This is a genomic window from Thiohalocapsa sp. (assembly GCF_022340605.1).
Classification (GTDB): domain Bacteria; phylum Pseudomonadota; class Gammaproteobacteria; order Chromatiales; family Chromatiaceae; genus Thiohalocapsa.
On record NZ_JAJDNQ010000004.1, the window covers coordinates 1 to 22,252 of the forward strand.

Genomic DNA, 22,252 nt, shown 5'->3' on the forward strand with positions numbered 1-22,252 from the left:
AGCCCACCCGCCATCCCCAGCGGGTCAACCGTGCCGTTTCCTTCAATGCCATCAAGCACAACGCCTTCGACATCCTCTTCGGCGACGAGGATGCCGAGACGATCCGCAAGCGCCTGACCGCCTTGTTCCTGACCAACCCCACCACGTACCGCGAGGGGCGTAACCCCCCCACGCAAGAACACCTCCGACCGCGGCCTGCTCGACTACCACCGTCGCCGGCGGAAGCACTGCTACTGAACACGAGATGGCTAAAGTCAATGGCAGTGCAGCTTGAGCGTGGGAGCCAGAACCGGACGCTTGGCCGGGATGATGCTCGCCGCGGTGGGCCTCGATCATCTTTCCGGCCACCGCGCTATGGTCCGCACAGCGGACCCTACGAGAACCGCTGTCGCCGTAGGGTCCGCTGTGCGGACCACTCTGCTGGGCTCACGTGCCTGGCCGAACCGATGATCAAGGCCGAGCGGCGTGACTAATCCCGTTGCAGTTCAAGGCCAAAAATCATCAGACCCGCATCAAAGTTGGCGACAAACGCGGTCGCATCCTTAACCCAAACCTCTTCCGCATAGCTCGGTGTCGTGTAGGACGCGACTTCTCGGGGCACCGAAGGATTGGAGACGTCGACCACTCGCAGCGTTTTGAGATCCCCGATGTAGGCGAAAGAACCAGAAACCTGAACAGTCCGAGCTGTGTGTAGTGCATCGAATTGTCCAACCTTCCGTGGGGTCCGAGGATCGGACACATCAAGGATCACAAGCCCAAGCCTTCCCGCCGCCAGATAGGCATAACTTCCAACGACATCGACACCCCTGACGTCTCCCTCGTCTGGTACGTAGTGTCCGATTTCCCTGGGCGCCAATGGGTCCGACACATCGATGATGCGCAGCCCGGAATCCCCTTCTGCAACGAAAACGAGCGGCTCGGATACGTGCACGTCGTAGGTGTAGCCAGGCGTATCCTGGGCGGCGATTTCACGGGGCGCAGTTGGATCGGATACATCGACCACGCGAAGACCCGACGGTCCGTCGGCCAGGTACACGCGGCGATCCGACACCGCTACCCTGGTGGCGTCGCCAGGGGTGTCGAGGTGCCCCACCTCTTTCGGCGAGGCGGGATCGGAGACGTCGACGATGCGGAGCCCATCGACGTCGTTGGCCACGAAGGCGAGCGGGCCCGACACGCGCACACCCAGAGCGCGATAGGTTGGCAGATGTCCGATCTCTCTTGCCGCGCCGGGATCGGACACGTCGAGGATGCGCAGCCCCGTATAGCCATTTGCCAAATAGGCATAGGAGCCGACGACGTGGAGGCCGCGAACCTTTCCGGCCGCGTCATGATGGTTGACGATCGGCAACTTGGCGGGATCGGAGATATCGATGATCTCCAGACCCCGGTCTCCATGGGCAAGATAGGCGTACGAGCCCGAAACGGTAATCGACTCGGAGCAGGTTGGATTATGGTAGCGCCCTAGCCATCGCGGTGCTGCCGGGTCTGAGACATCGATGACGATGAGCCCCGCATCGTTGGCAACGCCGGCCAGATAGGCATACGAGCCTTCGACCCAGATGCGCTCGGCGCCGTACTCCATCTTGTGAAATCCCGTCTGCACGGGCGTGCCGGGATCGGAGATATCCAGGATAGTGAGACCCGCGTCATCGTCTTCGCTATTTTCGAGACCCACCACGTAGGCGTGTCCATTCGTGGCGTAGACGCCCTGCACAATGCCTGGTATGTCGTATCCTCCAATGTCCTGTGGATGCAGCGGATCCGACACGTCGATTAATTTGAGGCCCTTGTAGCTGTTCGCCACGACAGCGGTGGATTCTGTCACATGCACGTCTACTGCGATGTTGCCCGTCTTGTGCTCCTGCACCACGCGCGGTTGCCTGGGATCTGATACATCGACGATAAGCAGACCCTCCCAGCCGGCCGCCACGAACGCATAGTCCCCTTGGACAAACACCGCCCGGACGTAATCCTGGAACTTGACATGCCCGACTTCCTTGGGGGCCTCGGCATCTGAGACGTCGATGATGATCAGCGCGCCGCTATCGTCCGCCGCATAGAGGTGGTTTCCCTGAACATCCAGGTCTCGTACGACACCAGTGGTGTTGATCGATGCCCCTTCTTTCCATGTCAGGGAATCGTCGGGGATCGCGAGGACGCGAACGGCCCCGCCGGATCCGAAATACACATGACCGTTGGATACCGCACTTGCGTAGACCGGACCCTGCCCCCAGCGCCCCAGCCTTTTTAGCACTGGCCGTGGTGAGGCGCTCGTTTCCCCCGTCTCGTTTGAAGTTTGGGCGGACGAGAGACTTACGCCCAAGAACAGCATCAGCAAGGCTATCGCTATCGTTTTGTCGATTGACTGGCAGGATCTTTCTGTTCTCAAGATTCGCCTCCTATCTCCTCGGAAGGTCACATTGACTACTTTGGGAGGCGATTACCCTGATTTCTCAGCCGGCACCTACAACCCGGCGCGGCCGAAGACAAGCGGAATCTCTTGGCCGTTTTGCTGGTCGGCGTCGGCTCAACGAAGCTGCTGTGATGCCCTGCTAGACGGAGGCACCGATCGCTGAGGCATCGGGCCAATCGCCCTCGCTTGCACTGGCTTCGTACCGGTCAATCAGCTCAAACAACTCCCGTATGCGAGACGTCCAGCAATTCGCCTCCAGCGAATCCGTCTGCGCCAACACTCCGCGTTGCCGCCGCCTCTTCAGCGCCTCATCCACAAGCGTTACGAACGCCTCGTTCGTATCCGCAATTGATACACACTCTTCCAGATCAGAGATATTGGAGATACTCTTTGCGACGATGGGCACGCCCAATGCTGCGTACACGTACAGCTTCAGTGGATTCATGGCGCGCGTCTGCGGCGTGTCGAGATGGGGGATCAGCGCCACATCGAACTCCGCAATCCAACCCCGGACCTCCGGATAAGGGATGACCCCGAGGAAATGAACGTTTGGATGCCGGTCGAGTGTCAATACCTCCGGTCTGGCGTGCGTCGATCCGATCAGAACGACATGCCAGTCCCGCCGTTGGCTCGCTAAGAAATCCAGTAGCTGGATGTCGATCTTTGCCTCCAGATTCCCAACGTACCCGAGTTTCGGCCCGTTCAAGCCACGCAACCACCGGCACTCCCGAGAATCGATTAACTTAGGCGGTGGTTCTGTCTCGCAGGCATTCGTGACGATGTGAACATCAACGTCGAACGCCTCCATCGCTTCCTTCATGCTGTTACAGTTTGCCACAACCAAATCGGCACTCTTAACGACATCTCGGTAATGCCTTGTCAATGCTGTGACCTGCTCCTGGTTCAGTCCAGGCCATGTGCGATGATCGTCGACGATATCGGCGATAAGCGTCTTGGGTCGAAATCGCCTGGCGAGCGTTAAGATATATTCATTCTTTGGGTAGACAAAAAAGGCTGCCCGATCAGGGTTGATGTTATATTCGGCGAACAGTCGATGCAGAAACTTGAAATAATCGCTTTGTGCAGGCCACTTCCAAAGTGCTTCCGGGTCCGCCTGCGCATCACTGTATACGAACAGGTGATACGATATGTTGTCAGCCTGCACAAGCCTCCAGTTCTTCCGCCAACTCTCGACGAAAACGCGTCGATCATGAGTGACATCCGTTCCACCTTGCATTGCGGCGAGGCGTTGTCGCTCGATCGGTAGGTCGATGACCAAGACCCGTCGAACGCGCGGGCTCCGCGCGAAGTACTTCGCTAACATGTCCACGCGCCGGCCATACAAATGGGAGTCGTTCTGCTTCCAGAACATGACGACGTCTACCGCGCCGTCGGCTTGGGCGGAACTGGCTCGGGGGGTAAGGTCCATTGGCGACGCCAGCACGCTCTTCTGGAGTTGCACGAAGCTAAGGTGTTCAGGAGCCAACGGCTCGACGCCGTCCCGCAACAGCTTCACGATGAGCGACTGCAACTTGTTGCCGATTGCCGCGTAGCTGTAGTCACGCAGGAAGAGCGAGCGGCGTTGCGCCTGCCGTGCCTGCGCATCCTGCGTGTCAAGTGTACGCGCGAGCACTGTGGCCAAGTCATCGCGCGTGACGGCGTCAATGACTCCGGCGCGGATGAGCGGGCGCAAGGGCACGGTGTCGGTGGCAACAACGGGGATTCCCATGGCCAGCGCATCAACCACCTTCGCGGGAAGCTGGAACTTCGACGTTTCGTGCTCCGGATCCTGCAACACGCAAACTACGTCGCCCACTAGAACATTCTCTGCCAGTTGACTGAAGGGCTGACCAGAGACCATCTGCAAACGCTCGCCGCCAACTGCGCGCAGTTCCAGTTCTAGAGCCTGGTCCGGAAAGTCGCCGATGATGCAGAAGCGGTGATTAGGGTCCTCCAGAGTGCTTACCACCCGGGCTACCTCCAATACCCCCTTATGCCGGCGCGGCGTACCTAGAAACAGCACGACGCGGTGCTCTGGCCCGTAGCCAAATTTGCGCCGCACTGCGTCACGATCATAGTGGGCTGGATCGAATATCCTTTCGTCCCGTGCATGGGGAATCCAATGCCCGCCAAACCGTTGCTGGAGCGCCTCGTTCGATACCAGGATTGCGTCGCCAAGGGGGACCAGTGACTCAGCGAACCGAGTCCAGGTCTCTTGGAAAGGAGAGGTGAAATCACATGCGTTGCGCAAGCTTGCGAGGGACTCCCGCGCGATAGGCGACCGCTCCCTGAAGAATGAAAGTTCCCAGTCATCGATATCGATCAACAGGGGGCGATTCAAGAACGCCTTCATCAGGAGCCCGAGTTGGAGTGATGGAATGCGTGGCTTACATGCGATGATTGCGTCTGCTTCGATGCGCGGCGCCAGTTGTGCAAGCGTGTCGGCAAATGCCGGGAAGTCTGAGCCTGGGATGCGAATGGTAGGGATCGGCGCGTTCCGCAGAGGAGACCACACGTCGTGCCCGTATCTGTCGAAGCCGAACCCGACAAGAATTACGTTAAAGTGACGGGCAAGGGTCTCTGCGAGGAGGTACGCCCGCCCCAACGAATTATGACTAGCTTCCCAGGCGATTACCGCTACGGTTATTCCGGATCGACGTTGCGGCGCAACCTGTGGCGTCGGCGCGGTCTGGCTCGTCGCCCGTGGACACGACGCGATGGGGAAGTGCGCCAGGGAGGAAGGTGGCGCCGCAACAACAGGCCCAACAACGGCCGTCTTTACGGATGAGGGCGATTGGTGGCTTGCGGGAGGCAAATCCCGGGGCAGGGGGGTATGGCTTTCCGAAGGGATCGGCCCGAGAGCGCCGATCAGGCCAAGCGTTCGCTCGAGCCGCGGGCGAAGAACGTCGAACCCATTGCCGGCCGCGCGTCCACACAGGCGCGCCCCTGTCAGAACGAGCGCATGGCCAAACCGCCAACTCCTGGAACGTTGCAACCCTTCCACGACGGGAAGGAGCGCTCGTAGATCGCGATCCAATCGGCATAACGTACGGGCATGCTGTTCCTCGAGCACACGAACTCGGTCTTTGGATGTGGAAAGTGCGGCCTGTAAGTCATGGTATCTGTCACTTAACTGTTTCAGGTCGCGGTCTTTGTGCTCGAGTTGACGGGCCTGACGGTCAAGCTGACGGACGTGACGCTCGAGTTCGTGCTGTTGCTGTGAGATTTGCTCCAGGGAGTTTCTCAGCTCGATACTGCTCTGCTCGAGCTTCTTTTGCGCGCGTTTGAGATGTTCCGCAGACGAAAGGCCGGACTCGTATAGCCGCAACTGCGTGGCTTCCGGCTCGGAGACGTCGAGCATCGGCGCAAGCGTGTCCCAGTCAGCCGTGTCCACGGCATGGAAGAACGCAGCCTGCATTGGGGAGAGATAGGCATCCTGTTCGGCCGGTGCGGTATGATGTCGGTGCAACCGAGGGTCTATGAAGGCGTTGATCTCCGCAGCGGCGGGGACGGTTAACCTGCGGACTCCCCACGCCCTGAGCTGCGAGTGAACACGCTTAGCGACGTCTGCGGGGTCAGACATCAGATCGCGGTGTCGATAAACGGCCCTGGGATAACCCTCCGTTGCGCGAAGGAGCCTGCGAAGATACGCCTGGGTCAATGAGATGCCCACGGGCAGTGGAATGCCATTTCTGGCCTGTAGCGAGCGCGCAATCTCGATGGGGTGGCGGGTGCAAATGAGAAACACCGGACACTCGAGAAGCGGCAGCCATGCCGGCAGATTGACGCAAAGCCGGGGCTCCTTGATAACAAATGGGCGGTGTGCGTCGAGGCGGTCGATGAGAATGCGCGCTTTCAGATTGAACGTGGCGCGCGCGTAGTCCGGTAGCTGTAGCGGGTCGTAGTCGGCAATCCGATTCCAATCCTTGCCGACAGAGAGCAGCAACATGTCGTTTAGTTTCCGTACGTCACGGCGTTCCCAGAAGCCCTTGGGGTTCTCGGCATTCGGCTTGGTTGCAATGTACTCAGGACCGAAGTACGCGCCCATCATGTTGACCAGGCGCGTGAACATCGATGTTCCGGAGCGATGCATTCCTAAGACGACGATCTGCATAGTAATTCCGTAAGACCATGGAGCCAAGTCTGACGCCCGTAAGGACGCCGCTCGCAGGGAAACTCAAGGATCTGTCGACGCGGGACAAAACGCGTCACCGCGCATGCCTGTGATGTAACCGACTGCGTCGCACTTCCACGACGGACGTTCGCGCGACCGCCCGAAGGCGCCGGAGCGCATGCGGGTACTAAGGTGATTGCGGGAAGTGCGATACCAGCACCGACGATTGCCTCGGCGATGGCGCCAAGGCGTCGAGGCCGCCACCGCCGAGGGATATTGCAGCGAGATACTCGGTGGTGGCGCCGATAACGAGAAGGATCACGGCGTTGGTGAGATCCATGTAGATTTCTCGCAACGGCCGCAGTCAGTATCCACCGGGCAGCGGCTTGGGATACGGTGACGCTGGCCTTGATCATCGTTTCGGCCAGAACACGGGACGCAGAGCGTCCGCCCCTGCTCCCACGCTGGAGCGTGGAGCCAGAACTGCACGCTTGGCCGGGATGATGATCAACGCCGTGACACTGAACGCGCGGGCCAAAGAATGGCGTGACATCCAGAAGCGCGATTTGCAAACGCCGCCACCTTAGCGGGGCAGTCGCGGAAGGTGGCGGGGCATCCTGCGCCGCAAGGGAGATGCCGATACATCAACATGTCCGTTGGGCGAAGGACACGTCGTGGGACATCACCCCGGTGGGCCCGGCTGGAGCCGGTGACCCGGGGCATTCGCCTTCGGTCGAGTTCGGTCTTATAGGCTGCGCCATGTGACGACACGCATGGTTCTTGTGGGCCTGGCCGATCCGCGTCCATCGCTGACCTCACGACCGCAGCTCCGCGGTATTTCGTTGGATCGCCAGTCGTTCTGGCCGACCAGCATACGGAGCGACTGACCATCGCCTATTGCGAGAACCCCGGCGATCAGGTCGGGCGCGGGCGATTGAGAGCGATGCCTGGCACTGAACCAAACGCTCGGCGCGGCCGCAACCAGGGACCGATCTATCGGTAGTTTCTTCCCGATTGGCTGTCAAATATTCCCCGAAGATCGGAGCGGTGGTCCAACGCTGGCGGTGGGGGTTAACCCGAAGAGAAGCCAAGAATCATTTCCGGGGCGCGGAAATGTCGGCGTATGGCGTACAAAGCCAAGGTCGGTGTGGGGAATTCCCTGAGTCGGCGCCATCGTCTAACCGGCCAGCGAATAGGAAGTCTCTCCGACGCCTATCGACGAGGGCAAGCATCAGAGGCATTGGAGCGCCTGGCTGGAGTGTTCGACGGCGGGGGTGCACATGATGAGCCTGATGTGGAGGCCACCGCTGCACCGCCCAACGAGCAAATCGGGTGGCTCGCAGTCGCGCGCCGAAATGGTCGCTGCCTTGGCTAATGACGGCCCTCACCGGCTTGCGCCGGTTTTCGCGTAGACTCAAGGGGGCGTGCGCATTAGAGTGTCCGGTCGAGGCTGCGCTGTCGTGGCCCGCGGAGGAAGAGCACGCAGCCGAGATGAGGCAAGGTCGCAGCGGTCGGCGTTCTCGAGCTTGTTGCACGCCGCCATGAGGTGCGGCACGAACTTCTCTTCGGCATAGAGGGAGCCCATCCGCATTGCCATCACCGCCTCGGTCATGATGAGCGGGACCCGCTTGGACGGATCATCGGCAGCCGGCACCAGGTTCTTGTCTGTCGCCTCCTTCGGCGTCCACTGCCAGGCGCCCGCCGGGCTTCTGGTCTACTCCCAGTCGTAGCCGAACAGCATGCCCGGATAGTCGCTGTCCCGCTGCGCGGGGGCGGCGTCCACCCCCCTTCCAGAAAGATGTCTGTCAGGTCCAGGGGTGGTGAAGCCGTCGTACCGGCCTGGCTTCGTAGCCGGCTTCTTAGGCGGGGTGGGCATGCCAACCCCTTTTTGCGAGGCGATTGAAATGAAAACTCATTTGATGTGGTTGTGTGGTCTGATCTGGGGCTTGGCTGTGTCTTCGGGCGGTCACGCCGATACACAGGATATCTCGGCGCGTTTGGCCGAGGCTATCCACGAGAGCAGGACGCCTGGGGTCGTTTACCAGGAATACCATGGCGAGAACCTCATCGCTCATGGCAAGGCCGGTACGCGCATGCTTGGGCAGGACAGCCCCATTAGCTATGGCGATGTCATGCACTGGGGCTCCATGGGCAAGGCGCAGACGGCACTGCTGTGCGCCAATCTCATCAATGCCGGTGCACTCGAATCATTCGACGTGAAGCTCGTCGATCATGTTCTCCCGGAACAACGTGATGCTTTGCTGGCGAAGGATCGTCGCTATGGTCTGATCACGCTCCGCATGCTGCTGGGCATGTCCAGTGGAATCGATGACGACATGGTCACGGATGACTATTCAGATGCGTGGTTGTGGAGCCAGTATCGCTATAATCTGGAGCCATCTCTTGGGCGCAAATTGCTGGTGGACGAGTTGGCCAAGTCGTACGCATTGTCGGCCGATCCGGGTGCGAAGTATTTCTACTCCAATGTTGGCTACACCCTTGCCGGGTACATGGCCGAGACGGCCTGGAACCGCAAGCACCCCGATAATCGGATGACATACGAAGCGCTCATGCGGGAACGTCTGTTCAAGCCGTTGGGAATCACAACCGCGAATCCGGGCGCACCGGGGATGACCAGTACCTACAGCGGCTTGCTCTTGCCGGCGGGGCCCACGCCTGTCGCCATCGGTCACAACATGCAAGACAACAACCCTGCTCCACATACGCCGAAGAACCAGCCTGTGGGCATCGGATACCGCTATGCCGATCTGCCGTTGGTGATGACCCCCGCCGGTCTCTGGGCCATGACGATTGGTGACATGGCCAAGCTTGAACGGGTTTACATGCAGTCTAAGCAGACACCGCTGCTGGACCGCGTCGGTGTGACGCTCGACCTCCTCAAGGCAATCGAAGAGCCTCATATCAAGGTGCAGGATCAGATGTACTTTACACTGGGCTGGTTGCGCGATATGTCGGAAGCGGAAACCGTGCTGATGTATCAGGGAAGTAATGAACGATGGGTTTCGACCATTTCGATCAACGTAGCAAAGCAGCGCATGAAGATTGCCGGATCGAATTCGGGGACGGAAGAGAATGGCATGTTCATGCGAAAACTGGTGCAGCTGTCCGACGGGGATCCGCATGTTCCTCCAGGCGACCAATGATTCTGACTTTGTCTAGACGAGTACCTGAGCGGGGTAGTGCAATGTAGCGTCCTTGCCGAGAAGCCCTGAGACGGGACTGGATCAGTCCCGTCGTGCTTGGACCGGGTCGTGACTGCCGGCGTATTGCGGCACTGCTGCAATGGACCATGGCCAAGTGTTGCCCGCAATCGGCAATCTGATTGCTCGTGAAGATCCTGTTCCCTGGTGATTGTCGTGCTTGGCAGATGCGGTGCTTGCAGACCCACCGCGCCGGAAGGCGGACACTCCCTGATGTGAAGCCGGGAGCCCGCTGTGGGGCGTGCTGTGCATCTCAGTACCGGTGGACGAGGTCTCCGCTACGGGCAGCTAAGCGAACCCCTCATTTCTTGTCCGAGAGAGACGGTAACGGGCCAGAATCGGACCTTGCGCTTTCGGCGGAACGCTGCTGCCAGCAACCGTAGATTCCGCAGTGGTCGCTGGCTGACCGGACTTTTGGGGCTTGCGAGTGGTCCAATTGCTTTGGACAGGCTGATGAGCGTCTAGCAGTCAACCTGGGCATCAGTCCACTTCACTCGTTCGAGAAACAACCCCGAGAGGTGGCGAATCATGAACAGAATGAGCAGAGAGGGCATGGACAAGGTCGTGAGCGACCATTTCTTGTACGAGGCCACCGATGACATTGAGGGCGTGCTGCGGACCTTCACGGACGACGCGCAGCACGTCGTCAACTGCGCTAACCGATCCTGACCGTTGCTGGCGAATCTCGCGACGCAAGACGTCGCGAGGTCGTGGTCTCCGATTTCGCTTCACTCCAGCTGGAAGAGCGGTCCTGCCAGATCGTCAAAGCTCGAGGTATTCAACACCTGGACGCCGGCATTGTGCTCGCCGTTGAAGGGCGTGACGCTGTCTGGGCAACCCGCTGCAGACGCGTCATAGGGTGAGTCGAACCAAAGTCCGATGTGATAGGTGTGAACGGGATCCGTCTTCGGGTTCTTGTCGGCATCCGTGAAGGGGTCACGGTGCACGACCGGAGATGCGGCGACGCCCAGTGCGACGACAAAGGTTTCCTTGCTGAAGCGACCGATGAACTGCTCCTCTCCATGCCCATTCGCATCGGTCTCGAGATCACCCTGATACCAGGAAAGCCCGAACGGGGGATTCGGGACCTGGATCACAAAGACGTCAAGCACCACGTTCTTGGGTAATCCGTCCACTGCAATATCCATCACCTCGACAGGCCCCTGTGACGTCACGACAACGCTGCCCGCGGCGTACGGCAGGCAACCTGCTTGTACGATGCCTGGGGAGCGATCGAGATCGAACGCGATGCTGTTGGTTGCGTTAGGATCGTCGTACTGGGCATGGGCGACGCCCGATACAGCGAGAGCCAACAAGGAAGGTTGGCAGATCGTAGTGAGCTTTTGTGTGAACATGGTGCGAATCTCCTATTAACCGATCGGGCTGCGCAATATGAGAGTCTTGTCCGGGGGGCGAGTCCCGGAGCGCGTGCGATCAGGATGCCCGTGCAGGCTTGTCGGGACGCGAATCGCTGGAGATCCCGCGCGGCACTAGCGAATGTTCCGGGACTTGCCTGGTGGTGTGCGGAACAGAGCTGTATTCGCGCATATCCTTCTTCAGGGCATGCAGTGCCCAATTGAATCGCGGCTCTGTTGCGTTAACAGATACCGTCGCGAAGCTGACATTTCTGGACATGCGCAGCGTGGCGATGCGGAATGCGAAGCGCTGCCTGAAGTAGGTCGCGCTGCCCAGCGAGAATGGGGCGGCTTCCAGGCTCACCTAAGATGCGTGGGGGCCGTATGGAGTCAACTGCTACATGAGGCTGGTTTGCAGGCCCACCGACGCGTGTTTCGGTGCGTGCGACACTGAGTCAAGAGAGGGTCGCTGCGGCAGGGGCAAGAATGAGTGGGGTGGGGATGGGGAGTCGATTGGTCATGAGGGTGATCGTCCGATGGGGCCGTTCGGTTGTCACGTCACATACCTCATGGGCACGCGCCTGACACATTTTCCCCAGCCGCCGCGCTCGTCCGTGACCAAACAAGCACCGCTCCTCATGTTTCATCTAAGCCTAGACGCATCTGGCAGGATTGGTGACCATCCATTTTGTCGGTGAATTGCGATGCCGACTGGCTTGAAAGCCAGCTTACGTCACTTGCCCGGCCGGCTCAGCGCCCTAGGATTGCGGCAGCGACTGCCGATACCAGCGGGGCGTTGGCACCGCGCTGCACCACGATTTCCCAGCCTGGGTTGGATGTGCGCCCCGGAGCCCCGATGCCGGCGCCGCTGTCAGCGCACCTCGTGGTGCTTCAGGTCATAGCCGCAGTCGCTGTAGTACTTCCAGCGCTTGCGGCCGGCCTGGAGGACGGTCCGGTCTTGGTCGAGCGGCTCGCATAGCCGCTCGAAGCGGGCGAAGAACTCGGGCACCTCGGGGCTCAGGTTGATGAGCACCTGATCCTCCGTCGCCGGCTCGCCGTCCATGCTGATGAGCACGGGTGTGAGCGCCGCGTTGGTCTCGCCCACCAGGCCGTGGGGTAGGAAGCTCTCTTCGCGGTAGGTCCAGAGCAGGCGGTCGAGGTTGCGGGCGGTGGCCACGTCCGCGCAGTGGATCAGCACCCGCTGGCCGTCCGCGCGGGCGCGCTCGGTGATGCGGCAGGTGAGTCGCAGCCGGTCGTCGCGAGCGCCATCGGCGAGGACGTAGAAGTCGATGCGGGTCATGGCGTCGCGCCGCCCCCTCCAGGCCCGTCGCACCAAGATACGGGCAACAGTGTCATCGTTGTCGTTGTCGTTGTCGTTGTCGCTGTCGAAATCAGGATCGGCTTATGTGCCGATCCCGATCCCGATTTCGGCTTCGACTCGGATGGGCTATGCGTCGGTCTCGACGCCACTGCGGTGGATGAGAAATTCGCTCAGCAGTGGCACCGGCCGGCCGGTGGCGCCCTTCTCTTTGCCTGTTGTCCAGGCGGTGCCGGCGATGTCGAGGTGCGCCCAGCGGTAGGACTTGGTGAAGCGCGACAGGAAGCAGGCAGCGGTGACGGCACCGGCGTCGCGCCCGCCGATATTGGCCATGTCGGCGAAGTTGCTGTCGAGCTGCTGCTGGTAGTCGTCCCACAGGGGCATGCGCCAGACGCGGTCGTCGCTGGCCTCGCCGGCATGGGCGATCTCGGCGGCGAGCTTGTCGTCGCCGGTGAAGAGCCCGGACGGGTGGCGGCCGAGGGCGACGATGCAGGCGCCGGTGAGGGTGGCCATATCGAGCACCACGTCCGGCTCGAAGCGCTCCACGTAGGTGAGGGCGTCGCAGAGTATTAGACGGCCTTCGGCGTCGGTGTTGAGCACCTCGATGGTCTGGCCGGACATGCTGGTGACGACGTCGCCGGGCTTGTTGGCGTCGCCATCCGGCAGGTTCTCGGAGGAGGGCACGACGCCGATCAGGTTGAGGGGCAGGCCCATGCGCGCGGCCGCCACTACGGCGCCGAAGACGCTGGCGCCACCGGCCATGTCGTACTTCATCTCGTCCATGTCGGCGGCGGGCTTGATGGAGATGCCGCCGGCGTCGAAGGTGAGCCCCTTGCCCACCAGCACCACCGGCTTGGAGTCGTCGCCGCCCTTGTAGGTCATGACGATGAGCTTGGCAGGCTGGCGGCTGCCGCGGCTCACCGAGAGCAGGGCGCCCATGCCGAGTGCCTGCATGGCGTCCTCGTCCAGCACCTCGGTGGTGAGCGCGGCGTGCTCGCCGGCGAGCTCGACCGCACGATCGGCGAGATAGGTGGGTGTGCAGTGGTTGCCGGGCAGGTTACCGAGCTCGCGGGCCAGCGCGACGCCTTCGGCGATGGCGCCGGCATGGGCCACGGCCCGCTCGGCGGCGGCGTGCTTGGGCTTGTCCACCCAGATGCCGAGCGCTGCGAGCAGCACCGGGGCATCGTCCTTGGGCTTCTTGGTCGCTTCGTAGCGGTAGGCGGTCTCGGCGGCCTTCAGGGCCGCCGCGCGGACGGAGGCGTAGTCGTCGAGGCCGTCCGGAAGCGCCAGTAGCGCCTTGTCCACACGCATCTCGCCGAGCCGTGCCAGGGCGCCGCCCAGCGCCTTGGTGAGCTTGCCGCGGTCACACTCCTTGCGCTTGCCGAGGCCGATCAGGAGCACCCGCTCGGCGGCGATGCCGGGCAGATCATAGGCGAGGAGCCAGCCCTTGCCGCCGTCCAAGTCGCCCTTGCCCAGGAGCGCCGCAATGGCGCCGCCGGTGGCCTTGTCGATGGCGTCGGCCGGCTGCGAGAGCTTGCGCTTGTCGAACACGCCGAGGATCAGGCAGGGGGTCTTGGCTTGGGCGAGGTCGCCACCGACGATCTTGAGCTGCATGGGGTCTCCGTTGACGCTAGCTGCCGCGCGCGTGGTGTCGTGGCCCGAGGGCGCCGGCGCACGCTTGGCGGGCGCTCGGTGGACACTGGAGTGAGGCTTGGGGGCGCTGGTGCGCCGCCGCCGCGCGTGGCTGTGGTACCTTCCGCGAGTCTACCGGAACGGCACGGGTGGCAGAAACGAGATGCGTGGGCAGCAGTGGGCAGGGGCGGCGGGGCCGCGCGGGACCAGATCGCGGTCATCCGGCCTGATGCCGCCGGATGCGCACGCATGAACCGGCTGGATCGCTACCTGGCGCGCGCCGTCGTCGAAGGCTCGCTCCTGACGTTGGCAGTGCTGCTGCCGCTGCTTGGGTTCTTTCTGCTCGCCGACGAGGTCAACCACGTCGGCACCGAGCACTACAGCTTCATGGATGCGCTGTGGTTCGTGACCTTGAGCCTGCCGCGCTACGCCTACCAGATCTTCCCCATCGCGACGCTCATCGGCGCGCTGGTGGGTCTCGGCCAATTGGCGTCCGGCTCCGAGCTGGTGGCCATGCGCGCCGCGGGGGTGTCCATCGGCCGCATCGTGCTCGGGGCGATGCTGGGTGGCGTCTTGCTGGCAGCGGGTGCTACGGTGGTGGGGGAGGGCATTGCTCCGCCGGCGGAGCAACGTGCCCTGGCGCTGCGGCAGATGGCGCAGAGCGGTGACGCTGTTGCCATGACCACCGCCGGGCTGTGGGCGCGCGACGGCGATACCTTTGTGAACATCCGCGAGCTCGAGCCCGGCGCCGTGCTGCGGGACATCCACATCTACCGCGTCAAGGGCACCACGCTGCTTTCCGCGACGCACGCACAAAGCGCCGTCTACGAGGATGGCGGCTGGGTGCTGCAGAACATCGAGCGCAGCCTGATTTCCGACAGCGGCGTCAGGGTGCAGCGCATGGACAAGGCTGGCTGGTCGTCGCTGCTGCGCCCGTCGCTGCTGAAGGTGATCGTCGTGGAACCGCAGGCGCTGTCCGTTTGGGGACTCTACCGGTACATCCGCTACATGCAGGCAAGCGGTCAGGACGCCGGCCGCTACGAGGTGGCGTTTTGGGGCAAGCTGGTGCAGCCGCTGCTCATCCTGGCCATGATTTTCGTCGCCATCCCGGTGCTGCTAGGGTCGGCGCGCACCACCGGCACCGGGGTTAAGGTGTTCGCCGGCATCGTCATCGGCATTGCGTTCTACCTGGTGAGCCGCAGCTTCGCGTTCCTGTCCCTGTTGTTTGGCATGAGCCCGCCGCTGGCGGCGCTGGCGCCGCCGCTGCTGTTCGTTGGCGGCGCCTTGCTGGTGCTGCGCAGGGTTGGCTGATGGCGGAACGCAGGCGCCGGCGCGGCTGCCGGCAGGGCGGCCCGGGGTTCTGCCGGGGGCAAGCGGCGGGCTTCAGCTGAGATCTTCCGAGAAGGCGAGCAGCCGCGTCGCCTCTGCATCCACGGCGCTCAGTGCGATCCGGCAACCGTTGACGTCTCCAGCCCGCGCCCGTTGTTCCAGTAGCGTGAGCCGACTGCGCAGCGCGTGGACGCCGCAGTAGGCGGCGCCGCCGCTGATGTGGTGGGCTTGCTCCGCGGTGCCGGGCAGGTCGCCGTCCGCGTGCCGCTCCCGCAGCAGGCTGAGCTCGTGCGGCAGGGTCGCGCACAGGCCCTTGAGCAGGCTCAGCGCAAGCGCCCGGTTCCCACCGACGCTGGCTAGCGCCGCGTCCTCATCCCAGACGGGGAGGTCTGGGTCATCGTCGGTCGGGGTCATTCCAAGTCTCCATAAGCTGCCACGTGATCCGTGGCCAAACGTAACCCGTCGATGACTCGTTTGTACACCTCCTGTGTTAGTTGGTCCCTTTTGCGCATCGGTGTGCTGGTGCACAATGCTTGACCAAAGGGAGACGTCGATGATGGGCAGTCCCGCGCTGGGCAGTCAGGCCAAGATCGGCTCGGTACCGTGCCTCGCACACGAATCTGGCTCACGAAGCGAGTGGTATTGCGGTTCTGCATGTTCGGTGTGCCGGATCGACAGCGGTGGGGCACGGTCGATGATCGGGCATGATGCCCGGCGGGAAAAACACCTAAAGCGTTGGCGTTTCCGTTAGTTACACATTTTGAGAGGCATCGCGCTGATGGACTATCCGGGCATCGAGTATTTCGTCGGCAACACCCCGCTAGTGCGCCTCAAGCGTCTGCCGGGGGCGACCTCCAACGTTGTCCTGGGCAAACTTGAGGGCAACAATCCCGCTGGCTCGGTGAAAGACCGGGCAGCGCTCAGCATGATCAGCCATGCCGAGGCCCGGGGGGATATCCAGCCCGGCGACACGCTTATCGAGGCCACCAGCGGCAACACCGGCATCGCGTTGGCCATGGCGGCGGCCATCAAGGGCTACCCCATGCTGCTGATCATGCCGGAGAACATGAGCGTCGAGCGTCGCCAGGCCATGGCCGCCTACGGCGCGGAGATTCGGCTCACGCCGCGGGAGGCGAGCATGGAGGGCGCCATCGACCTCGCCCGCGAGCTGGAGACCCAGGGCTTCGGCAAGCGCCTGGACCAGTTCTCCAACGAAGACAACCCGCTGGCGCACCAGGAGACCACCGGCCCCGAGATCTGGCGCGACACCGGCGGCACGGTGACGCACTTCGTCAGTGCCATGGGCACCACCGGCACCATCATGGGCGCCAGCCGCTACCTGAAGGCACAGAACCCGGCGGTTCAGATCGTTGGGGTCCAGCCGGCGGAGGGCTCCAGTATCCCCGGTATCCGGCGCTGGCCCGAGGCGTACCTGCCGAAGATCTACGACGCCGCGCGGGTGGATCGCATCATCGACGTGAGCCAGCAGGAGGCCGAGGAAACCATGCGTGCCATGGCTGCCCGGGAGGGCATCTTCGCCGGCGTGTCCTCCGGCGGCGCCATGGCCGCGGCGCTGCGGTTATCGAAAGAAGTGGAAGACGCGGTGATCGTCACCATCGTGTGCGACCGCGGTGACCGCTACCTGTCCACCGGCGTCTATCCCGCCTGACCGCCAGCCTGCATCATTTTCTAGAATAACCCCGGTACGATCCCCGCCTTGAGCAAGAAACGCAAGCCGCTGCCGACGGAGCCCGTCGCCGCGGACATCGAGAGCCTGAGCCATGACGGCCGCGGCGTGACGCACGTGGACGGCAAGGCCGTGTTCGTGCCCGGCACCCTGCCCGGTGAGCGGGTGCTGTTCCGCTACACCCGCCGCGCGCGTCGCCACGACGAGGGCGTGCCGCTGGAGGTGCTGGCGGCGGCCCCCGAGCGTGTCGAGCCCCGCTGCCCCCACTTCGGGGTCTGCGGCGGCTGCGCGCTGCAGCATATGGCCCCGGCGGCGCAGGTCCACCTGAAGCAGCAGGTGCTGACAGAGACCCTGGCGCGCATCGGCAAGGTCGCGCCGGCGCGCTGGCTGGAGCCGCTCACCGGCGAGCCCTGGGGCTACCGACGCAAGGCGCGCCTCGGCGTGCGCTGGGTGCCGAAGAAGGGGCGGGTGCTAGTGGGCTTTCGCGAGCGTGGGTCGTCCTTCGTCGCGGACCTTGGCCACTGCGACGTACTGCGCCCGGAGGTGGGCGAGCGGCTGCCGGCGCTGGCGGCGCTGATCCAGTCCCTGACCATCCGCGAGCGGGTGCCGCAGATCGAGGTGGCCCAGGGTGACGGACCGACGGTGCTGGTGTTCCGGGTGCTGGAGGCGCCGACGGTGGCGGACCGGGACAAGCTCCTGGCCTTCGCGGTAGCGACGGGATTGCACGTCTATCTTCAGCCGGGCGGGACCGAGACGGTGGCGCCGCTGCCAGACCAGGGGGGCGCACTCCGCTACCGCTTGCCGGCGCACGACGTCGAGATCCACTTCGAGCCCAACGACTTCACCCAGGTCAATCTGGAACTCAACCAGCGCATGGTGGATCAGGCGCTGGCGCTGTTGGACCCGCAGCCGGACGAGCGCGTGCTGGATCTCTTTTGCGGGCTTGGCAACTTCACCCTGCCCATCGCGCGCAGGGCGCGTTTCGTGGTCGGCGTCGAGGGTGATCCGGGGCTGGTGGCGCGGGCGCAGCGCAACGCCGAGCACAACCGCATCGGCAACGTGGAATTCCAAAGCGCCGATCTCTACGCCGAGCATACCGCCGCCGCGCCTTGGCACCAGGAGAGGTTCCACAAGGCGCTGCTGGACCCGCCGCGCAGCGGCGCCCGCGAGGTGCTGGACGCGCTGGCCGCCACCGGCGTGCGGCGCATCGTCTACGTCTCCTGCTATCCGGCGACGCTCGCCCGCGATGCGGAGCACCTGGTGCACGCTCTGGGCTTCCGGCTGGAGGCCGCCGGGGCCATGGATATGTTCCCGCATACGGCGCATTTGGAGTCGATGGCGGTGTTTGAACGGTGAGGAAGTACGGAATACGTAGTGCGTTGGAGCGAGCAGGGGCGCCCGCCATATTCCGTACTCTGTGCTCTCACGCAGGAATGTGAGCTGAGGTAAGCCCGAATGGCCACTGAAATCGAGCGCAAATTCCTCGTGACCAGCGACTCCTGGCGCGACGCCGTCGAATCCGAGACGCGCATGGTGCAGGGCTATCTGGCCAACAACCAGACCGCGACGGTGCGCGTGCGCGTGGCTGGCGACAAGGCGTTCCTCACCATCAAGGGCATGATCCGCGGCGCGGCGACCCGCAGCGAGTACGAGTATCCGATCCCGCCCGCGGACGCGGAGGCGATGCTCAAGGAGCTCGCCGTCTCGCCGCCCATCGACAAGGTGCGCTACAGGGTCCGCTGCGGCGAGCACGTCTGGGACCTCGATGTGTTTGCCGGCGAGAACGCCGGGCTGGTGACGGCGGAGGTGGAGCTGACGCGCGAGGACGAGCCGTTCCAGATGCCGGATTGGGCCGGACGCGAGGTCACCGCGGACCTGCGCTACTACAACGTCAACCTGGCCCGGCACCCGTATCGGCGCTGGTGACCAGCGCGCTGCCGGGCGCGCGCGGAAAGACTCGGCGCGCCCATGCGTGGCGGCATTCCCGCCGGTTTGCGGCCCTCCTTAGGATCAGCGGAGGCGTTATGCTTGGAGCAAGCACAGAAGCCGCGTAAAGGCCGGGTGGCGGCGGCGACGATGACAGCAGGAATAATCGAGGAGGCCGATGATGGTTGAGGCGGCACTGGAGCGTCGGGTGGACACGCTCGAAGACTACATGAAGGAGCTCAGCTATCAGTCCATGCGCACGGAGATGGAGCTGGCCAGGCTCGCGCGCGAGATGCGCGAGTTCAAGGACGAGATGCGCGAGTTCAAGGACGAGATGCGCGAGTTCAAGGACGAGACCGAGCGCGATCGCAAGCGCATGAACAAACAGTGGGGAGAGCTGGCCAATCGCCTGGGCACGCTGGCCGAGGATATCGTTGCCCCGAATCTGCCCCGGATCGCCCGCGAGCTGTTCGACTGCACGACCCCGGAGCTGGTCGGCGTGCGTCTCGCCCGGCACGTGGCCGACGCGACTTTCGAGGTGGACGTTCTGGTGGTTTGTCCGCGGGTCGTGCTGCTCAATGAGACTAAATCCCGCCTGAAAAGCGAGCACCTCGACGAGCTGCTCGCGAAGGTCGCCGCCTTCCCCGAGTTCTACCCGGAGTACCGGCGCGAGCGGGTTATCGGCGTCGCCGCAAGCTTGAGCGTCGATGGCTCGCTGATCCGCCGCGCGACGCACCTGGGGCTCTTGGTGATGGGCATGGGCGATGAGACGATGGAGGTACTCAACCCGGAGGTCGTCGAGCGCCCCGGAGGTGTGGCGCCGGGCGGCGGCTGACGCCGCTGCACCACCCGTGTTCGGAAGGTCCTGACCCTCAGGGCGCCATGCACCACTCCGCGCCATGCATCGCCGCAGGTTCCTGATCGCGCTCGCCGGCGCGCCGTGCGCCGGGCTCGCCGCGGGCTGCGCGCGCCGGGAGTCCGCCGCGGGCGCCCTGCGCTTTGCCGTCGCCACGGAGCCCCGCAACCTGGACCCACGGCTGGCAACGGACGCCCTGTCGGAGCGCGTCAACCGGCTCTTGTACGCGCGCCTGGTGGAGTTCGACGCCAGGGGTCGGCCGGTGCCGGGCGTTGCCGACCTGGAGCAGCGCACGCCGACACACTGGCGCTTTCGGCTGCGCGATGGCATCGCGCCCTTCGGCAACGGCGAGCCGGTGCGCGCGCGGGACGTGGCGGCGACCTACGCATCGGTGCTGGACCCTGCGACTGCCTCGCACCACCGGGCGGTGCTGTCGGTGATCGAGCGGGTGCGGGTGCTGGACGATCGCACGCTGGAGTTCCAACTGCCTGAGCCGGTGCCGCTGTTTGCCTATCACCTCGGCATCGGCATCCAGCCGGCGCGGCTCATCGAGGCCGGACATGCCTTCCAGCGCGAGCCCGTCGGCAGCGGGCCGCTGCGGCTCGTCGACTGGCCGGAGCCGGGCCGCCTGCGGCTGGCCCGTCGCGGTGACGGGCAGCGCATCGAGCTGGTCACCGTCAAGGACCCGAACGTGCGCGTCATGAAGCTGCTGCGCGGCGAGGTGCAACTCCTGCAGAACGACCTGCCGCCGGAGTTGGTGGGTTACCTGAGCCAACAGCCGCAGGTGCGGGTGGCACGGGCGGCGGGCGTGAACTTCTCGTATCTCGGATTCAATCTTTCCGACCCGGCCACCGGGCAGTTGGCCGTGCGCCGTGCGGTCGCCCACGCGGTCGATCGCGCGGCCATCCTGAAATTCCTGTTCCGTGGCAATGGCCGCCTCGCGGAGGCCCTGTTCCCGCCCGAGCACTGGGCCGGTGCGGATGACCTGCAACCCTATGCGTTCGACCCGGCGCTGGCCAGGCGTCTGCTGAACGAGGCCGGGTACGGGCCCGAGCGGCCGCTGCGACTCAGCTACAAGACGTCAAGCGACCCCTTCCGGCTGCGCCTGGCGACCGTGATCCAGGCACAGCTCGCCGCCGTCGGCATCGACGTGCGGGTGCAAAGCTACGACTGGGGCACCTTCTTCGGCGACGTCAAGGCCGGGCGCTTCCAGCTCTACAGCCTCACCTGGGTGGGTGTGCAGAGCCCGGACATCTTTCGCTACGCCTTTCACAGCGCCTCCCTGCCACCCGACGGCGCCAACCGGGGGCGCTATCGGAGCGCCGCGGCGGATCGGCTCATCGACCGCGCCGCCGCGACCATGGACCCGGTGCGGCAGGCGGTGCTGTACCGGGAGCTCGAGCACCTGCTGCATCGGGATCTCCCGTATCTGCCGCTGTGGTTCGAGGACCAGGTGTTGGCCACCCGGCAGGGCATTGCCGGCTACCGGCTGGCGCCGGATGGGCACTACGATGGGCTGGCGACGGTGACGCGCGTGGCGGCCGCCTGAGCCGCGCGACTGGTGGGCGAAGGCGATGTCACGGGCACTGACGCGCGAGTGAAATCGGCTGCGCACCGATTTCCCTTGCATGGCCGACGTGCAGCGCGTCGCACCTCAGCGCACCAGATCGATGATTCGCCAGTCCTTGCCGTCCAGCCCGAGCACCACGTGGGTGGCGTTGCCGATGGGGCCGACGCGGATGACGAAGCGGTTCCATGACTCGAAAAAGGCGAAGTCGATGGCGTCGATGAACAGCGCCGGTCGGCTGCCCGTGGTGCGCTCGGCGGCCTCGCGCAGGGCGTTGCGTACCCAGTCCAGGGTGATGGCCTGATCGAGTGCCGCGTCGCCGAGGCGCCCGAGGTTGGTCTTGAGCCAGGACACCACCTGGTCCGCGCCCGCGCCGGAGCGTGGCTCGAAGGCGGGTACGGCCCGCGCGAGACGCCGCTGGTAGTTGGCCTTGATGGCGGCGAGGTCCACGTAGGGCGCGAGCGCCTTCGGGTCCGCTGCCCGCACGGCGTCGTCGAGCCGGAACACCGTGTAGTAGGGCCAAAGGCCGTAGCCGAGCGCGGCCAGCAGCAACAGATAGCCCAGAATGCGTCCCATGGATGTCTCACCCGCGTGCACGAATCGAAACGCCCATTTTACTGAGATGTGGCCGCGACGACCCCCTTGGTGATGCGTCCCGCGATCCGGGACGCCTGGTCGGACACGCGGGTGGCGATGGTTATAATCGGCGGCCTTTCCACCCGGGGGCATCGATGGCAGCGCAACCGACAGACCGATCCCCTTTCCTGGTGGCGCCGCCAGGGAGCATGGCCGCTCGGATGCAGCGGCCCGATCGACAATGGCCGGCGCGCC

17 protein-coding genes are annotated in these 22,252 nt (G+C 63.9%); 8 read left to right on the forward strand and 9 right to left on the reverse strand.

The window, feature by feature from the left end; genetic code table 11:
* Positions 1-469: 469 nt before the first annotated feature.
* From LJE69_RS00150 to LJE69_RS00160, 3 genes are all read right to left on the reverse strand, one after another.
* Positions 470-2,335 carry a hypothetical protein gene (locus tag LJE69_RS00150; protein WP_296920005.1) on the reverse strand — a complete coding sequence of 622 codons (1,866 nt, stop codon included), beginning with the start codon at positions 2,333-2,335 and terminating at the stop codon, positions 470-472.
* A gap of 220 nt (positions 2,336-2,555) precedes the next feature.
* Positions 2,556-6,530, reverse strand: coding sequence for a glycosyltransferase (locus tag LJE69_RS00155; RefSeq protein ID WP_296919912.1), 3,975 nt, complete (start codon positions 6,528-6,530; stop codon positions 2,556-2,558).
* Positions 6,531-6,717: 187 nt separating this feature from the next.
* Entirely contained in the window at positions 6,718-6,870 is a 153-nt protein-coding gene (locus LJE69_RS00160; RefSeq protein ID WP_296919915.1) for a hypothetical protein, read from the reverse strand.
* Positions 6,871-8,404: 1,534 nt separating this feature from the next.
* On the opposite strand from LJE69_RS00160, the gene LJE69_RS00165 reads away from it, so the two are divergent.
* Both LJE69_RS00165 and LJE69_RS00170 read left to right on the forward strand, forming a co-directional pair.
* Entirely contained in the window at positions 8,405-9,694 is a 1,290-nt protein-coding gene (locus LJE69_RS00165) for a serine hydrolase (protein ID WP_296919918.1), read from the forward strand.
* Positions 9,695-10,279: 585 nt separating this feature from the next.
* On the forward strand, positions 10,280-10,420 hold the full coding sequence (locus tag LJE69_RS00170; protein ID WP_296919920.1) for a hypothetical protein: 141 nt from the start codon (positions 10,280-10,282) through the stop codon (positions 10,418-10,420).
* 59 nt (positions 10,421-10,479) lie between these two features.
* Here the strand turns inward: LJE69_RS00170 and LJE69_RS00175 are convergent, their stop codons facing one another.
* From LJE69_RS00175 to LJE69_RS00190, 4 genes are all read right to left on the reverse strand, one after another.
* Positions 10,480-11,106 (reverse strand): hypothetical protein, encoded by a 627-nt coding sequence (locus LJE69_RS00175; RefSeq protein ID WP_296919922.1) that lies wholly within the window; start codon positions 11,104-11,106, stop codon positions 10,480-10,482.
* 79 nt (positions 11,107-11,185) lie between these two features.
* A complete protein-coding gene (locus LJE69_RS00180; protein WP_296919925.1) occupies positions 11,186-11,470 on the reverse strand; it encodes a hypothetical protein in 285 nt (94 codons plus the stop codon).
* A 507-nt stretch (positions 11,471-11,977) separates the two neighbouring features.
* Positions 11,978-12,406 (reverse strand): DNA polymerase III subunit chi, encoded by a 429-nt coding sequence (locus LJE69_RS00185; protein ID WP_296919927.1) that lies wholly within the window; start codon positions 12,404-12,406, stop codon positions 11,978-11,980.
* Between the two features lie 147 nt (positions 12,407-12,553).
* Complete coding sequence (locus LJE69_RS00190) at positions 12,554-14,038, reverse strand: leucyl aminopeptidase (protein ID WP_296919930.1); 1,485 nt, start codon at positions 14,036-14,038, stop codon at positions 12,554-12,556.
* 267 nt (positions 14,039-14,305) lie between these two features.
* Here LJE69_RS00190 and lptG point away from each other — a divergent pair, with 267 nt between their 5' ends.
* Entirely contained in the window at positions 14,306-15,367 is a 1,062-nt protein-coding gene (lptG, locus tag LJE69_RS00195; protein WP_296919933.1) for an LPS export ABC transporter permease LptG, read from the forward strand.
* Between the two features lie 72 nt (positions 15,368-15,439).
* On the opposite strand, the gene LJE69_RS00200 is transcribed toward lptG, so the two are convergent.
* A complete protein-coding gene (locus LJE69_RS00200; RefSeq protein WP_296919935.1) occupies positions 15,440-15,799 on the reverse strand; it encodes an Hpt domain-containing protein in 360 nt (119 codons plus the stop codon).
* 364 nt (positions 15,800-16,163) lie between these two features.
* Between LJE69_RS00200 and cysM the strand changes: the two genes are divergently transcribed.
* The 5 genes from cysM to LJE69_RS00225 all read left to right on the forward strand — a co-directional run bounded on the left by cysM (position 16,164) and on the right by LJE69_RS00225 (position 21,403).
* Positions 16,164-17,054 carry a cysteine synthase CysM gene (gene cysM / locus LJE69_RS00205; protein WP_296919937.1) on the forward strand — a complete coding sequence of 297 codons (891 nt, stop codon included), beginning with the start codon at positions 16,164-16,166 and terminating at the stop codon, positions 17,052-17,054.
* Between the two features lie 48 nt (positions 17,055-17,102).
* The gene (gene rlmD / locus LJE69_RS00210) at positions 17,103-18,428 is read left to right on the forward strand and encodes a 23S rRNA (uracil(1939)-C(5))-methyltransferase RlmD (protein WP_296919940.1); all 1,326 of its coding nucleotides are present in this window, start codon (positions 17,103-17,105) and stop codon (positions 18,426-18,428) included.
* Between the two features lie 99 nt (positions 18,429-18,527).
* Positions 18,528-18,998 carry a CYTH domain-containing protein gene (locus LJE69_RS00215; protein WP_296919943.1) on the forward strand — a complete coding sequence of 157 codons (471 nt, stop codon included), beginning with the start codon at positions 18,528-18,530 and terminating at the stop codon, positions 18,996-18,998.
* Positions 18,999-19,179: 181 nt separating this feature from the next.
* Entirely contained in the window at positions 19,180-19,833 is a 654-nt protein-coding gene (locus tag LJE69_RS00220) for a hypothetical protein (RefSeq protein ID WP_296919946.1), read from the forward strand.
* A gap of 64 nt (positions 19,834-19,897) precedes the next feature.
* Complete coding sequence (locus LJE69_RS00225; protein ID WP_296919948.1) at positions 19,898-21,403, forward strand: ABC transporter substrate-binding protein; 1,506 nt, start codon at positions 19,898-19,900, stop codon at positions 21,401-21,403.
* A gap of 105 nt (positions 21,404-21,508) precedes the next feature.
* On the opposite strand, the gene LJE69_RS00230 is transcribed toward LJE69_RS00225, so the two are convergent.
* Positions 21,509-21,997, reverse strand: coding sequence for a DUF2939 domain-containing protein (locus LJE69_RS00230; RefSeq protein ID WP_296919951.1), 489 nt, complete (start codon positions 21,995-21,997; stop codon positions 21,509-21,511).
* Positions 21,998-22,252: the final 255 nt, after the last annotated feature.